At 40.1% G+C, this 14,291-nt stretch carries 14 protein-coding genes; 11 read left to right on the top strand and 3 right to left on the bottom strand.

Annotated features, from left to right (window positions below):
- Nucleotides 1–15 precede the first annotated feature (15 nt).
- The 11 genes from glyA (at nucleotide 16) to purU (ending at nucleotide 11,030) form a co-directional block, all read left to right on the top strand.
- Nucleotides 16–1,266, top strand: coding sequence for a serine hydroxymethyltransferase (gene glyA / locus RCG21_RS27360; RefSeq protein ID WP_308913946.1), 1,251 nt, complete (start codon nucleotides 16–18; stop codon nucleotides 1,264–1,266).
- Nucleotides 1,267–1,283: 17 nt separating this feature from the next.
- A complete protein-coding gene (locus tag RCG21_RS27355; RefSeq protein WP_133334258.1) occupies nucleotides 1,284–1,796 on the top strand; it encodes a serine dehydratase beta chain in 513 nt (170 codons plus the stop codon).
- Nucleotides 1,796–2,677: an L-serine ammonia-lyase, iron-sulfur-dependent, subunit alpha gene (gene sdaAA / locus RCG21_RS27350; RefSeq protein ID WP_133334259.1), complete on the top strand. Its 882-nt coding sequence runs from the start codon at nucleotides 1,796–1,798 to the stop codon at nucleotides 2,675–2,677. Before RCG21_RS27355 ends, sdaAA begins: the two co-directional genes overlap by 1 nt.
- A gap of 11 nt (nucleotides 2,678–2,688) precedes the next feature.
- Nucleotides 2,689–3,801, top strand: coding sequence for a glycine cleavage system aminomethyltransferase GcvT (gcvT, locus tag RCG21_RS27345; RefSeq protein WP_133334260.1), 1,113 nt, complete (start codon nucleotides 2,689–2,691; stop codon nucleotides 3,799–3,801).
- Between the two features lie 123 nt (nucleotides 3,802–3,924).
- Entirely contained in the window at nucleotides 3,925–4,323 is a 399-nt protein-coding gene (gcvH, locus tag RCG21_RS27340; RefSeq protein WP_026572110.1) for a glycine cleavage system protein GcvH, read from the top strand.
- Nucleotide 4,324: 1 nt separating this feature from the next.
- On the top strand, nucleotides 4,325–5,677 hold the full coding sequence (gene gcvPA, locus RCG21_RS27335; RefSeq protein WP_133334261.1) for an aminomethyl-transferring glycine dehydrogenase subunit GcvPA: 1,353 nt from the start codon (nucleotides 4,325–4,327) through the stop codon (nucleotides 5,675–5,677).
- On the top strand, nucleotides 5,670–7,160 hold the full coding sequence (gcvPB, locus tag RCG21_RS27330) for an aminomethyl-transferring glycine dehydrogenase subunit GcvPB (protein WP_133334262.1): 1,491 nt from the start codon (nucleotides 5,670–5,672) through the stop codon (nucleotides 7,158–7,160). Before gcvPA ends, gcvPB begins: the two co-directional genes overlap by 8 nt.
- 242 nt (nucleotides 7,161–7,402) lie before the next feature.
- Nucleotides 7,403–8,284: a lipoyl synthase gene (gene lipA, locus RCG21_RS27325; RefSeq protein WP_133334263.1), complete on the top strand. Its 882-nt coding sequence runs from the start codon at nucleotides 7,403–7,405 to the stop codon at nucleotides 8,282–8,284.
- Nucleotides 8,285–8,322: 38 nt separating this feature from the next.
- Nucleotides 8,323–8,628 (top strand): iron-sulfur cluster biosynthesis family protein, encoded by a 306-nt coding sequence (locus RCG21_RS27320; protein ID WP_133334264.1) that lies wholly within the window; start codon nucleotides 8,323–8,325, stop codon nucleotides 8,626–8,628.
- Between the two features lie 113 nt (nucleotides 8,629–8,741).
- Nucleotides 8,742–10,142 carry a dihydrolipoyl dehydrogenase gene (gene lpdA / locus RCG21_RS27315; RefSeq protein WP_133334265.1) on the top strand — a complete coding sequence of 467 codons (1,401 nt, stop codon included), beginning with the start codon at nucleotides 8,742–8,744 and terminating at the stop codon, nucleotides 10,140–10,142.
- Between the two features lie 18 nt (nucleotides 10,143–10,160).
- Complete coding sequence (purU, locus tag RCG21_RS27310; RefSeq protein WP_133334266.1) at nucleotides 10,161–11,030, top strand: formyltetrahydrofolate deformylase; 870 nt, start codon at nucleotides 10,161–10,163, stop codon at nucleotides 11,028–11,030.
- A gap of 575 nt (nucleotides 11,031–11,605) precedes the next feature.
- On the opposite strand, the gene RCG21_RS27305 is transcribed toward purU, so the two are convergent.
- The 3 genes from RCG21_RS27305 to RCG21_RS27295 are packed head-to-tail and all read right to left on the bottom strand — an operon-like array spanning nucleotide 11,606 to nucleotide 14,226.
- The gene (locus RCG21_RS27305) at nucleotides 11,606–12,406 is read right to left on the bottom strand and encodes an ABC transporter permease (protein ID WP_133334267.1); all 801 of its coding nucleotides are present in this window, start codon (nucleotides 12,404–12,406) and stop codon (nucleotides 11,606–11,608) included.
- Nucleotides 12,393–13,163 (bottom strand): ABC transporter ATP-binding protein, encoded by a 771-nt coding sequence (locus RCG21_RS27300; protein WP_133334268.1) that lies wholly within the window; start codon nucleotides 13,161–13,163, stop codon nucleotides 12,393–12,395. Before RCG21_RS27300 ends, RCG21_RS27305 begins: the two co-directional genes overlap by 14 nt.
- Before the next feature lie 49 nt (nucleotides 13,164–13,212).
- A complete protein-coding gene (locus tag RCG21_RS27295; RefSeq protein WP_133334269.1) occupies nucleotides 13,213–14,226 on the bottom strand; it encodes an ABC transporter substrate-binding protein in 1,014 nt (337 codons plus the stop codon).
- Nucleotides 14,227–14,291 lie beyond the last annotated feature (65 nt).

Here is a 14,291-nt window from a genome sequence, read left to right as displayed (position 1 = left end):
AAAGGAGGACTAGAAATGGGATTACAACAAAATGATTCAACTATTTTTGAAGCAATTAAGAAAGAGCAGGAACGCCAGCATCAAACATTGGAGTTAATCGCTTCTGAAAACTTCGTAAGCCAAGATGTATTAGAAGCAATGGGAAGTGTGATGACGAATAAATATGCAGAAGGCTACCCAGGGAAGCGTTACTATGGTGGATGCGAATTTGTTGATATAGCAGAAAATACAGCGATTGATCGCCTAACAAAGCTGTTTGGCGCAAAATATGCAAATGTTCAGCCACACTCAGGTGCACAAGCGAATTTTGCAGTATTCTACGCATTGTTGCAGCCTGGTGATAAGGTCATGGGGATGAACCTTTCACATGGCGGGCACTTAACTCATGGAAGCCCTGTCAGTGTTTCAGGAAAATGGTTTGAAATTGTCTCCTATGGTGTGAGAGAAGACACTCAAATGATTGACTATGATGAACTGGAAGAGATTGCAAAAAGAGAAAAACCAAAATTGATTATTGCGGGGGCAAGTGCTTACCCAAGAGTAATTGATTTTGCTCGTTTTAGACAAATTGCTGACAAAGTTGGTGCAAAATTCATGGTGGACATGGCGCATATTGCGGGACTTGTTGCAGCTGGTCTTCATCCATCACCAGTCCCATTTGCTGATGTTGTAACAAGCACTACACATAAAACGCTCCGTGGTCCGCGCGGCGGAATAATTTTAACCAATGATGAAGACATCATAAAGGCCATTAATAAATCAGTGTTCCCAGGGATACAAGGCGGTCCCCTCATGCATATTATTGCAGCCAAGGCGGTTGCTTTCAATGAAGCACTGCAGCCAAGCTTTAAGGAATATGCAAAACAGGTCATTGAAAATGCATCAACACTTGGCGAAACATTAAAAAATGAAGGTGCTGCACTAGTTTCTGGGGGAACGGATAATCATATCGTTCTTTTAGATTTACGTCCGTGGAATTTAACTGGAAAAGAAGCAGAAAAATTATTAGAAGAAGCGGGTATTACCGTAAATAAAAATACGATTCCATATGACCCGGAAAAACCGTTTGTTACGAGTGGGATCCGGATGGGAACTGCAGCTCTGACAACACGCGGAATGAAGCAGGAAGAAATGGTGGAAATCGGGAAAGTCATTGCCGCTGTTCTGAAGAGTAAAGGGGACAAAGTCGTGCTTGAGAAAGCAAAGGAAACAACAAAAACGATTTGTGGCGCCTATCCGTTATTTCAACAAGCTGTAACAGTGTAAGAAAGGGGCAAATTGGGATGGAATTTCAGAGTTGTTTTGACATTATCGGTCCGATTATGGTGGGACCATCGAGTTCTCATACAGCTGGAGTCGTATCAATCGGAAAGTTTATCTTCGAATTGTTAGGAGATTGTCCGGAAAAAGCAAATATTGTATTTTATGATTCATTTGCCGAAACCTATCAAGGTCATGGAACAGATAAGGCACTTCTCGGAGGATTACTTGGGATGGATACTGATGACTCGCGAATTAAATCTTCATTAGATTGGGCTAAAAAACATGGCATGCAGTACCAATTCGATTTTGCAGAAAACTGTGAGTATTACGACCATCCAAATATTGCAATGGTAACAGCAAGGTGCGGTGATTATGTTGTTAAAGTTGGCGGTGTTTCTCTAGGCGGCGGCTTATCTAAGATCTTTATGATTAACGAGAAGATGGTTGATATTCGATTGAGTGCAGGGGATGATTTTGCCGTCCTTGCTCGTCATTACCAACCAATCAGGAAAGAGCTTATGGAGGCAATATGATGGGAATTCAGTCGATGAGAGAACTAGTCGAAGCTTGTGAAAAAGAACAAACAACCATAGGCGAAATGATGTTGATGATGGAAGCAGAAAAATCAGGGAGAAACAAAGAAACCATTATTGCCATGATGAGAGAGCGACTAATCAAAATGAAAGAAGCTGTCGACAGCGGCATCAAAGATGACTCAGCTGCACCAAGTGGGATTTCCGGCGGGGATGCTGTGAAAATGTATGATTACATGAGTCAGGGAAAGGGTCTGTCAGGAAATTATATAAGTAATGCAATGGCCTTTTCATTGGCAACCTCTGAAGGTAATGCCCGTATGGGGGTCATAGTAGCAACGCCAACCGCCGGAGCAGCCGGCATTTTACCTGGAGTTTTGTTTTCGCTTCATAAAAATGATGGTACGCCCTTTAAAGATTTAGTTATGGGCTTGTTTACTGCAAGTATGCTTGGTTTAGTCATTGCAAACCGTTCTTTCATTTCAGGAGCAGCTGGAGGGTGCCAGGCTGAGGTAGGGTCCGCAACTGCCATGGCTGCCGGAACAATCGTTGAACTAAAGGGAGGCACACCACAACAGGCCGTGAATGCCACTGCCATTGCCATGAAATCACTCTTAGGTTTGGTTTGTGACCCGGTAGCAGGACTTGTTGAAGTGCCATGCATTAAACGGAATGTGATTGGGACTTCCATTGCGTTTTCAGCAGCGGATATGGCCCTTGCCGGGATTGAAAGCCGGATTCCTTGTGATGAAGTCATTGAGGCGATGTATAGGGTTGGAAAAGATATGCCTAGGACACTCCGGGAAACAGCTCTTGGAGGACTGGCAACGACAGAAACAGGCAAACAGGTAAAAGAACGGCTTTTTTGCAGGAAATTATAGGAGGTATAACAATGGGGATAGATACAGCATTAAAACAAACACCACTTTTTGAAACTTATGGTAAGCATGGTGCGAAGGTTATTGACTTTGGCGGCTGGGCACTACCAGTGCAGTTTTCCAGTATTTTAGATGAGCATGAAGCGGTCCGAACAAAGGCAGGACTTTTTGATGTCTCCCATATGGGTGAAGTGCTCGTTGAGGGAAAAGATGCAGAGAGTTACATTAACTACTTGGTTACAAACGATGTAACAAAACTTAGCATCAATCAAGCACAATATACCGCAATGTGCTACCCAGAAGGCGGAACGGTCGATGATTTATTAGTATATAAATTAGACAATGAAAAATATTTACTCGTCATTAATGCGGCTAACATCGAGAAGGATTTTGACTGGATGAAGCAACAGGCAAAAGGGGAGATGACGCTCCAAAATATTTCGAATGAAATCGCTCAGCTTGCCATTCAAGGTCCAAAGGCTGAAGGTATCGTTCAAAAATTAACTGATATCAACCTATCAGAAATTGGCGCATTTAAATTTGCCCAACATATCAATCTAGACGGGGTAACAGATGTACTTGTATCTCGCACCGGTTATACAGGAGAAGATGGTTTTGAACTATATTTAGCTGCTGATCAAGCGGACACCCTTTGGGAAAAGCTTTTAGAAGCAGGAAGTGAGGACGGCTTAAAGCCATGTGGACTTGGTGCACGTGACACACTCCGTTTAGAAGCACGTCTGGCACTTTATGGTCAAGAACTTTTAAGTGATATAAGTCCGCTTGAAGCAGGAATTGGCTTTGCCGTAAAACTGAAAAAAGAATCCGATTTTATTGGAAAGGCTGCACTTATCGCCCAAAAAGAATCAGGTTTAAAACGGAAGCTTGTTGGGATTGAAGTCACTGGACGAGGGATTCCGCGTCACGGTTATAAGGTTGTTTCGGAAGCTGGAGAGGAAATTGGGGTTGTTACATCCGGAACTCAATCACCCTCTTTAAAGAAAAGTGTTGGACTTGTTCTAATTTCTGCGGAACATGCTGAAGTGGGGACACCATTAAAAGTGGAAATCCGTAATAAGATGATTGATGCCGTTGTTGTGAAAACACCATTTTATAAAAGGGGTTAATAGAGTAATAAAGATACTCTCGCAGACTCTCAAACTGGCAGCACACCTAATCCACAAACATACTTAAAAATGATTTTTTTAACTTATTAAATTCTAATTAATCGTTGAAGGGAAGAAAATATGATGACACAAGCAATTGCAACTTTACTATATAGCAAGGAACATGAGTGGGTTTTAAAGTTAGACGGAAATCGAGTACGAATCGGGATTTCTGATTATGCACAAAAACAGTTAGGAGATATCGTATTTGTTGAAAATCCGCAAGTGGATGATGAAGTAACAGCGGATGAATCAATGGGAACAATCGAATCGGTTAAAGCCGTTTCTGAAATTTTCGCTCCAGTATCAGGTACAGTAGTCCGGATAAACGAAGAGTTAGAAGATGCTCCTCAGACAATTAATGAACATCCATTCAGCAAAGGCTGGTTGGTAGAAGTGGAAATGTCAGTTCCTGAAGAGCTTGAATCCCTTTTAAATGAAGATGAGTATAAAGCATTTATCAATGAAGAAGGAGAGGAATAAGATGGCGAATACTTATAGATATCTCCCTGATACGGAACAAGATAAAAAGGAAATGCTCGATTTCTTAGGAATGTCTTCAATCGAAGAATTATTTGAAGATATTCCATCTGAACTTCGCTTAAAAGGTGAATTAACTATTCCAGATGCGGATCCAGAACCTATTTTAATGAAGAAATTGAACCAACTTGCTGCAAGTAATTTAAATGCAAATCAATATCCAACTTTTCTAGGTGCGGGTACATATGATCATTACATTCCAAGTGTTGTTGATCATATGATCTCACGTTCAGAATTTTATACAGCTTATACACCATATCAACCAGAAATCAGCCAAGGGGAATTACAAGCAATTTTTGAATTCCAAACCATGGTTTGTGAGCTGACAGGAATGGATGTGGCCAACTCCTCCATGTACGATGGCTTTACATCACTTGCAGAAGCTGCCTCACTTGCTGTTGCTTCTACAAGACGTTCAAAAGTAGTTATTTCAAAAGCTGTTCATCCTGAATCACGTGCAATTTTAAACACTGTTGCTAAGGGTCAAGAATATTCAGTTGAAGAAGTAAGTCTTGATACAGATGTAACAGACTTAGAACAACTTAAAGCACAAGTAGATAAAGGCACGGCTGCTGTTATTGTTCAATATCCAAACTTCTTCGGTTCTATTGAAGATTTAACAGAAATTAAGAAAATTGCTGATGAGGTTGGTGCTCTTTTCATCGTAAGTTCAAACCCGCTTGCATTAGCTCTATTACAATCACCAGGTAAACTTGGAGCAGATATTGTTGTCGGGGATATGCAGCCACTTGGTGTTCCTATGTCCTTTGGGGGACCGCACTGCGGATATTTTGCTGTTAAACAAAAATATATGCGTAAAATTCCAGGTCGTATTGTAGGACAAACTCATGACGAACAAGGAAGACGCGGCTTTGTATTAACCTTGCAAGCTCGCGAGCAGCATATTCGCCGCGATAAAGCGACTTCTAATATTTGTTCAAACCAAGCACTAAATGCTCTTGCCTCTTCTATTTGCATGTCAGCATTAGGAAAGAATGGTGTTCGTGAAATGGCACAGCAAAATATTGAGAAAGCTGACTACATGGCAAAGTCTCTTCAAAACAAAGGCTTTAACGTTTTAAACAAATCAGCATTCTTCAATGAATTTGTTGTAGAACTACCACGTCCAATTAAAGAAGTTAACACTAAGCTCCTTGAATCAGGGCTCATTGGTGGTTATGACTTAGGTATTGATTACGGATTTGACAATCAAATGCTGATTGCGGTAACAGAACAACGTTCAAAAGAAGAGATAGACAAATTTGTAGAAGCATTGGGGGCTGTTGTAAATGGTTGAATATAATGATCTAATTTTTGAAATCAGTCGTTCAGGTCGTGTAGGTTACAGCCTTCCGAAAAGTGATGTTAAAAGTGTTGATTTACAAGATAAATTTCCAAAACACTTAATTCGTGATGAAGCAGCAGAACTACCTGAAGTATCTGAGCTTCAACTTGTTCGTCACTATACTGCACTTTCAAATAAAAACCATGGGATTGATAATGGATTCTATCCTCTTGGATCTTGCACGATGAAATATAATCCGAAAATTAACGAAGATGTGGCACGTCTAACAGGTTTAAGCCGTATTCACCCATATCAACCAAGCGAAACGGTACAAGGTGCATTAGAGCTTTTATATAATCTACAAGAAGAGTTAGCTGTAATCACTGGTATGGATGCAGTAACATTACAGCCTTCTGCAGGTGCTCAAGGTGAATGGACTGGATTAATGATGGTTAAAGCTTACCATGAGCAAAAAGGTGAAGTTAGAAAGAAAGTTCTTGTTCCAGACTCCGCTCATGGTACAAATCCTGCTAGTGCGAGCGTTGCAGGATTTAAGACAGTAACGATTCCATCAAACGAAAATGGATTAGTTAACTTAGATGAATTAAAGAAACATGTGGATAGTAATACCGCTGCATTAATGTTAACAAACCCTAATACACTTGGTTTATTTGAACAAGAAATCGCAGAAATTGCTGCTGTAGTTCATGAAGCAGGCGGATTACTATACTATGATGGTGCGAATGCCAATGCGATTTTAGGAAAAACAACTCCAGGAACAATGGGCTTCGATATCGTGCATTTAAATCTTCACAAAACATTTACTGGTCCACACGGTGGCGGAGGTCCTGGTGCAGGTCCTGTTGGTGTTAAGGAATTCCTTCTTCCATATTTACCTGTACCACGTGTTGAAAAAGACGGCGATAAATTTGTGTTGAATTCAAATTATCCATTATCTATTGGCCGTGTAAAAGGCTATCATGGAAACTTTGGAATTTTGGTTCGTGCATACACTTATATTCGTACATTGGGACCAATTGGATTGCGTGAAGTTTCTGAAGGGGCTGTCCTTCATGCGAACTATCTTCGTAAAAGACTTGAGCCTTATTTTGATGCACCATATTCACAAATTTGCAAGCATGAATTTGTATTATCTGGATCAAGACAGAAGAAGTTGGGGGTAAGAACCCTTGATATGGCCAAACGTCTGCTTGATTTTGGGTATCATCCGCCAACCATCTACTTCCCGTTAAATGTTGAGGAATGTTTGATGATCGAACCAACAGAAACGGAGTCAAAGGAAACAATGGATGCATTTGCTGATGTGATGATTCAAATAGCCAAAGAGGTTGAAGAAAACCCTGGTATTGTATTAGAAGCACCACATACAACAGTGATTGGCCGATTAGATGAAGTGCAGGCAGCGAGACAACCAATTTTGCGTTATAAAAAAGAGGAATCGGCAGTAAAAGTAAAAGAACCTGTAAACGTATAAAGTGAAACTTCAATCAGTGGGGGTTTTTTTCATCCCCCACTGATAGTTAGTTGAACCAATCGGGCTTTTACGGGCAGTTGGACCCCCACTTATGCTTCCTGTTTCCACTTGGCCTTGAAGCGGGGGTTCTTACTGCCCGTTAATGCGGGATAAAAGAAACCTTCCGTCTGTGCAGGGATTCCCTTGCACAGATAATTTTCAAGTTTAACAGATTATATGTTCCGTTCATAGGAGTGAATAAGATGGCAACTGAGTATGTACGTAAACCAGAATGGCTTAAGATAAAATTAAATACGAATGAGCAATATACCGGGTTAAAATCGATGATGCGTGAAAAAAAGCTTCATACCGTCTGTGAAGAAGCAAAATGTCCGAACATTCATGAATGCTGGGCATCTCGAAAAACGGCAACCTTTATGATTTTAGGAAGTGTATGTACACGGGCCTGTCGATTCTGTGCCGTTCAAACAGGGCTTCCTACAGAGCTTGATTGGGAAGAGCCAGAACGCGTAGCAGAATCAGTGGAGCTGATGGGATTAAAGCATGCCGTGATTACGGCTGTTGCCCGTGATGATTTAAAAGATGGGGGAGCCGGGGTTTTTGCAGAAACGGTCAGAGCCGTCAGACGTCGTAATCCATTTTGCAGCATTGAAGTTCTACCTTCTGATATGAATGGAAAATATGAAAATTTAAAAACGTTAATGGATGCAAAGCCTGATATTTTAAATCACAATATTGAGACAGTGAAACGTTTATCACCAAAAATACGTGCCCGGGCTACATACGATCGTTCCCTTGAGTTCTTGCGGCGCGCAAAAGAAATGAATCCTTCTATTCCAACAAAGTCAAGCATTATGATTGGCCTTGGAGAAACAAAAGAGGAAATTATCGAAACGATGGATGATCTTCGCGCGAACAATGTGGATATTATGACCATTGGACAGTATTTGCAACCTACTAAACATCATTTAAAAGTCCAAAAATATTGGAGTCCGCAAGAATTTGAAGAACTTAAAATAATCGCCATGTCAAAAGGCTTTAGTCATTGCGAAGCGGGTCCGCTCGTTCGCTCCTCCTATCATGCAGATGAACAGGTCAATGCAGCAAAAGCGAAGGCACAATAAAGGTAAATAAGTGATTAGGAGAAGAGGAGCGTGGTCCTATGAAGTTAAAAGTGACAGAAGCTGCGATAGACAAACTTAAAGAGCTGATTGAGACGGAAGGAAGAAGTCCCCGGATTGATGCGGATGTAACAGGGGGCTGCGGGATGTCCGTTAAGTTTTCAATTGTTTTTGATGAATCGCGTCGAAACGATTTATGCATTGAAATGGAAGGAATACAAATCCGGCTGGATCGTTTTACTAAACGCTATTTAGATGAAGAAACAGAAATTGATTATCAAGTTGAACAGGGGTTTCTAGTTGGAGACAGCTTTACCTCAAGTGCATGTGCAATTGAAATCGATTAATGGGAACCTGGTTGTGTCGTAAGATGCAATGAATATCTCTAATTTTTATTACTTATAATCTAAGTTTTCCGGTAGGTATTATAGGTATTTTTGTTTGGAAAGGAGAAACGAAAATGACAAAAGAATATGATGTTGTTATTATCGGCGGTGGACCTGGAGGATACGTAGCTGCCATTCGCGCATCTCAATTGGGTTTAACAGTAGCGGTTGTTGAAAAAGGGAAAATAGGTGGAACATGCCTTCATGCTGGGTGTATCCCAACCAAAGCCTTATTAAGAAGTGCAGAATTATATTCTCAAACAAAAAATGCAGAGCGGTTTGGTGTCATTGCCCCTGAAATTGGACTTGATTTTTCAAAAGTACAAGCTCGGAAAGAAGAAATCCAAGAACGTCTTTTTAAGGGGATCCAACATCTAATGCAAAAAGGAAAAATCGATGTTTATGATGGAAAAGGCAGTATCTTGGAGTCAAAAGATGTATTAGTTGAATTGAACAATGATGGCGGAGAAATCATTATAAGCCCGCGGAATATTTTAATTGCGACAGGTTCCCGGCCAAGAACATTCTATGGCTTGGAGGCAGATGAAAAGTATGTGATGACATCAGATGAAGCCTTAGAAATGGAAACACTTCCAAATTCCATCATAATTGTTGGCGGTGGGGTGATTGGAATAGAATGGGCATCGATGCTTGTGGACTTCGGTACACAGGTTACTGTGCTTGAATATGCTGATCGTATTTTACCGACAGAAGATAAAGATGTTTCAAAGGAAATCCAACGCTTACTAAAGAAAAAGGGAGTAAAAATCATCACAGGGGCAAAAGTTCTACCGGAAACGCTTGAAAAAGGTGATGGTGTTTCGATAAAGGCAGAGCATAAAGGGAAAGAAACATCATTTTCTGCCGATAAACTTTTAGTTTCCGTAGGGAGATTACCAAACACGGAAGGAATTGGACTTGAAAAAACGGGCATTGAAATGAATGGAATTTTTATTAAAACAAATGATTCCTATCAAACAAAAGAACCGAACATTTACGCAATTGGTGATGTTATTGGCGGCTTGCAGCTTGCTCATGTCGCTTCACATGAAGGAATCATTGCTGTTGAACATATAGCTGGAGAAAGTCCTAATGCACTTGACCCAACTCTTGTTTCAAAATGTGTATACTGCAGTCCTGAAGTAGCAAGTGTTGGACTTACAGAAGATGAAGCAAAGGAAAAAGGATTTCAAGTAAAAACCGGTAAATTCTCATTTCGTGCAATCGGTAAGGCACTCGTTTTTGGTGAATCAGACGGATTTGTCAAACTTGTTGTTGAAGAAGGAACAAATAAACTGTTAGGAGCTCACATGGTGGGTCCTCATGTAACGGATATGATCACCGAGTTTGGTCTTGCCCGTGTATTAAATGCGACTGCAATGGATATTGCCCATACAATCCATCCACATCCTACATTAGCCGAAGCAATAGGTGAAGCAGCACTAGCGGTAGATGGAAAGGCCATTCATGCATAAAGGAAGGTGAGAGAGGAAATGATCACAAAGTTAAAGCTGAATCGTGCGGTACTATTAATTTCTTGTCCAGAAAAGCCAGGTATTATCTCCACAGTAACGAATTTTTTATTAGAACACAAAGCGAATATTGTCCATTTTGATCAACATACAACGGACCCACACTCTGGTGTATTTTTCATGCGGATTGAGTTTGATTTGGAAGAATTAGATACTTCATTTGAAAAACTTGAACATGATCTTCATATGTTAGGGGAGGAGCATGCTTTAGATTGGCAGTTAAGCACGAATAAAAAAAGGAAGCGAATGGCTATCTTTGTTTCCAAAGCAGATCATTGTCTCACCGAGCTTCTTTGGAGGTGGAAATCAAAGGAAATCCCGGTGGACATCCCTTTGGTAATTAGTAATCATCCCGATTTAAAAGAGGAAGTTGAAAGTTATGGCATCCCTTTTTATCATATTCCAATGTCTCATGAGACAAAAGAAGAGGCCGAACATAAAGCGTTAGAACTAATTGACGGGAAAGTAGATTTTATTGTATTGGCAAGGTATATGCAAATTCTCTCCCCAAATTTTATCTCTCATTTCCCGAATCAAATCATTAACATCCATCACTCTTTCTTACCGGCATTTGTTGGTGCAAATCCCTATGTGAGAGCATTTAACAGAGGTGTGAAGTTAATCGGGGCTACTGCCCACTATGTAACGAATGATCTTGATGAAGGACCAATCATTGAACAAGATGTACAGCGTATTAATCATCGTTTTACAGTTGAGGACCTAAAGACGGCCGGGCGCCATGTGGAAAAAAGGGTTCTAGCTGAAGCGGTTTCCTGGCATGTTGAAGATAAAGTACTTGTTCATGGGAATAAAACGATTGTATTTGCATGAGAGGCATGAAAAAACTAAAAAGAATAGCGATATTTTTTCGCTATTCTCAGATTGTCGAGAAAGTGTATTTTTCTCGGCAATTTTTTACTTTGTTTAAATCTAATACCCATTTTATTATTGTCCCTCCAAAAGGGCCTGTTGATTTTCGCTCCGGTTAACAGGGGTGCAAATCAATTATTTAATTCCTCATCTGGAACTAGTTCATCAATAGAGACAAATTCATTTTCACTTTGCCTTGACTTTTTTAGCTTAAACATTAAATTTACCACTTATTTTTATTATTTATTGGGAGTTATAGTCTTTATTGAATACACCTGTTGGTTGGAGCGGAAGGCACGAAGACTCCTGCGGGAGTACGGGGCAGGTGAGACCCCGGAAGCGCCAAAGCGCTGAGGGGGCTCCCCGGCACGCCCGCGGAAAGCGAAGTGCCTGGAGCGTAAATCAACAGACCAGTTGAACAGCTATATTTTAACTTCTTATAATAAATAAACGCGGTAAATTATAAGAAAGAAAGTGAATGAAATAAAAGGCTATCGAAAGTTTTTCGACAGCCCGAGAATAGTGATACATTTTCGCTATTCTTTTATTAGTTTTTTTTCAATAAAGTCCACAAGTTGGTACATAATCGTTGCTAAGACGGCAACAACAAGGAGTGACAGCATCACTAATGTAAAATTAAATACCTGGAAGCCGTAAATAATTAAATACCCTAGCCCTTTAGCTGATACAAGGTATTCTCCTACAATTACTCCTACCCATGATAATCCGACATTTACCTTTAAAGTTGAGATAATCGTTGGAAAACTGGCCGGCAGAATCGCTTCTTTAAAGCATTGAAAACGAGTGGCACCAAATGTTCGCAGAACTTTTATATAGTTCGGATCAACTTCGCGAAAGGACGTATAAATTACGATGGTTGTCACAATAACAGATATGATGACTCCCATAGCAATAATCGAAGGATAACCCGGACCTAAAGCGACAATTAAAATTGGACCAAGGGCCACTTTTGGCAAAGCATTTAAGATTACTAAATATGGATCGAAAATTTTTGAAATCATCGGGGACCACCATAATATTGCAGCCATAATAGTGCCCAGTAATGTCCCTAAAATAAAACCGAAAATGGTTTCAGTTAATGTGACCATCGTGTTATCAAGCAATGTTCCATCTTGAATTTTATCCCAAAATAATAACCCAATTTTGGAAGGGGAACTAAAAATGAGCGGATCAACCCAATGGAGTCTGCTTGCAACTTCCCAACCTATAAAAAATAAGAGGAAAATTAACAGCTGATAAAATCTTACCCATCTATTTTCAACCTTTAAGAAGTGCAGGTATTCCTGGTGAAGCTGTTTTACTTTATGAGGATTCAAGGGACTCCAACTCCTTCCATATCATCTCAAATAAGTTGGAATATAATTCGTGGTTTCGGGCTTCAAGTGGTGATAAATCTCTTAGCTCATTTGGAATTTGAAAAGTTTGATGGAGCTTCCCAGGTCTTGCTGAAAACAAAAATACCCGATCACTCATGGCTATGGCCTCACCAATATCATGTGTAACAAGGATGGCTGTTTTGTTTAACTCTGTTAATGTGTTAGAGACTAGATCCTCTAATTTTAACTTTGTTTGATAATCAAGTGCTGAAAAGGGTTCATCCAGCATCAACAACTTAGGCTCTGTTGCTAATGTTCGAACGAGTGCAGCACGCTGCCGCATTCCTCCAGATAATTGTTTTGGCAGTTGTTTCTCCACACCTTTTAGACCGATTTGATTTAAAAGCTGTAATGTTTTCGTTTTCGACTTTTCATTCAGCTGGTTTGATAATTTCAGTCCCATAAGGACATTTTCCTCAATTGTTTTCCAAGGAAACAGGTAATCCTGCTGAAGCATGTAGCCAATTTCATTGTTGTTCGAGGATATAGGTTTATTTTCGAGAAGTACCGTCCCTTGGGTCGGTTTAAGTAACCCTGAAATAATGGATAGAAGCGTTGTTTTTCCACAGCCGCTTGGGCCGAGAAAGGAGACAAATTCCCCTTCCTCGATTTTTAAAGAAACATCGGAGAGGGCCGTGGTCACGGAGTTTTTTGTCAAATAGGTATGATGGATTTCATTAATGGCTAAGAAACTCATCGGACCGCCTCCTAAAGTAGTTTTAAAAAAATTTAGAGCCTTGGTGTCATTATTTTTGTATGATTTTTTCTGCAACACTGGTATTCACTAATGTTTTGTAATCAACTTGCTTTGGTAGTTCGCCTGCTTCTTTCATAATGTTTTGGAGATTGTTCCATTCTTCTTCATCGAGAATTGGGTCTGTAGCAAAAGACCCTTGATTTTTATAACGATCAACCACCATTTTAATAATTTCAAAGTCCGTGTCCTGGAAATAAGGCTGAACCGCCTTAGCAATTTCTTCAGTACTGTGCGTTTTCACCCATTGTTGAGCTTTATAAATGGCTCTGGTGAATCTTTCAACTGTTGCATTATGCTCCTTCATATAACTTTGCTTTGCCATAAAAGTGGTATAGGGAACATGACCTGATTCGGTGCCGAACGAAGCGATGATATGACCTTTTCCTTCTTTTTCAAAAATACTGGCGGTCGGCTCAAATAATTGGACAAAATCACCAGTCCCGGAAGCAAAAGCACTGGAAATATTTGCGAAATCAATGTTTTGAATTAAATTTAAATCTTTATGCGGATCAATTCCGTGTTTCTTTAAAACAAACTCCCCCACCATTTGAGGCATACCGCCTTTACGCTGTCCTAAGAAGGTTTTTCCTTTCAGCATATCCCATGAAAAGTTATCAATTTTTTCTCTGGAAACGAGAAATGTTCCATCTGTTTGTGTTAGTTGAGCAAAGTTTATCACCGGATCATCTGTTCCTTGGGTATAAACGTAAATGGAAGTTTCTGAACCGACTAATGCAATATCTGTTCCACCGGACAGTAATGCTGTCATGGTTTTGTCGCCACCGAAGGTAGTCGTTAGTTTTACATCCAATCCCTCAGCTTTGAAAAATCCCTTTTCTAGGGCAACATATTCAGGTGCGTAAAAAATTGACCTCGTTACTTCAGCTAACCGAACTTTTTCCAATTTTTTTGTCTTCGTAGTATCATTATTGCAGGCTGCAAGTGAAAACATAAGAATAGCAATAAGAAGCGTTGAGAAACTGAATTTTAGCCATTTTTTCATGTTAAACCTCCTAATCTTCAAAAATCTGGGCTGCTTTTGCATACGATATCGTATGAAAAGGGAAA

This window comes from Bacillus salipaludis (assembly GCF_030938565.1).
GTDB lineage: Bacteria > Bacillota > Bacilli > Bacillales > Cytobacillaceae > Neobacillus > Neobacillus salipaludis_A.
The sequence above is the reverse complement of the archived record's forward strand: the minus strand, read 5'-3'. Positions and strand labels throughout refer to the sequence as shown.

Coding starts and splice junctions, on each gene's coding strand:
- purU (WP_133334266.1), top strand. CDS start 10,161: ATGATCACAAAGTTAAAGCTGAATCGTGCGGTACTATTAATTTCTTGT.
- gcvH (WP_026572110.1), top strand. CDS start 3,925: ATGACACAAGCAATTGCAACTTTACTATATAGCAAGGAACATGAGTGG.
- lipA (WP_133334263.1), top strand. CDS start 7,403: ATGGCAACTGAGTATGTACGTAAACCAGAATGGCTTAAGATAAAATTA.
- RCG21_RS27295 (WP_133334269.1), bottom strand. CDS start 14,226: ATGAAAAAATGGCTAAAATTCAGTTTCTCAACGCTTCTTATTGCTATT.
- gcvPB (WP_133334262.1), top strand. CDS start 5,670: ATGGTTGAATATAATGATCTAATTTTTGAAATCAGTCGTTCAGGTCGT.
- glyA (WP_308913946.1), top strand. CDS start 16: ATGGGATTACAACAAAATGATTCAACTATTTTTGAAGCAATTAAGAAA.
- gcvT (WP_133334260.1), top strand. CDS start 2,689: ATGGGGATAGATACAGCATTAAAACAAACACCACTTTTTGAAACTTAT.
- sdaAA (WP_133334259.1), top strand. CDS start 1,796: ATGGGAATTCAGTCGATGAGAGAACTAGTCGAAGCTTGTGAAAAAGAA.
- RCG21_RS27320 (WP_133334264.1), top strand. CDS start 8,323: ATGAAGTTAAAAGTGACAGAAGCTGCGATAGACAAACTTAAAGAGCTG.
- lpdA (WP_133334265.1), top strand. CDS start 8,742: ATGACAAAAGAATATGATGTTGTTATTATCGGCGGTGGACCTGGAGGA.
- RCG21_RS27355 (WP_133334258.1), top strand. CDS start 1,284: ATGGAATTTCAGAGTTGTTTTGACATTATCGGTCCGATTATGGTGGGA.
- gcvPA (WP_133334261.1), top strand. CDS start 4,325: ATGGCGAATACTTATAGATATCTCCCTGATACGGAACAAGATAAAAAG.
- RCG21_RS27300 (WP_133334268.1), bottom strand. CDS start 13,163: ATGAGTTTCTTAGCCATTAATGAAATCCATCATACCTATTTGACAAAA.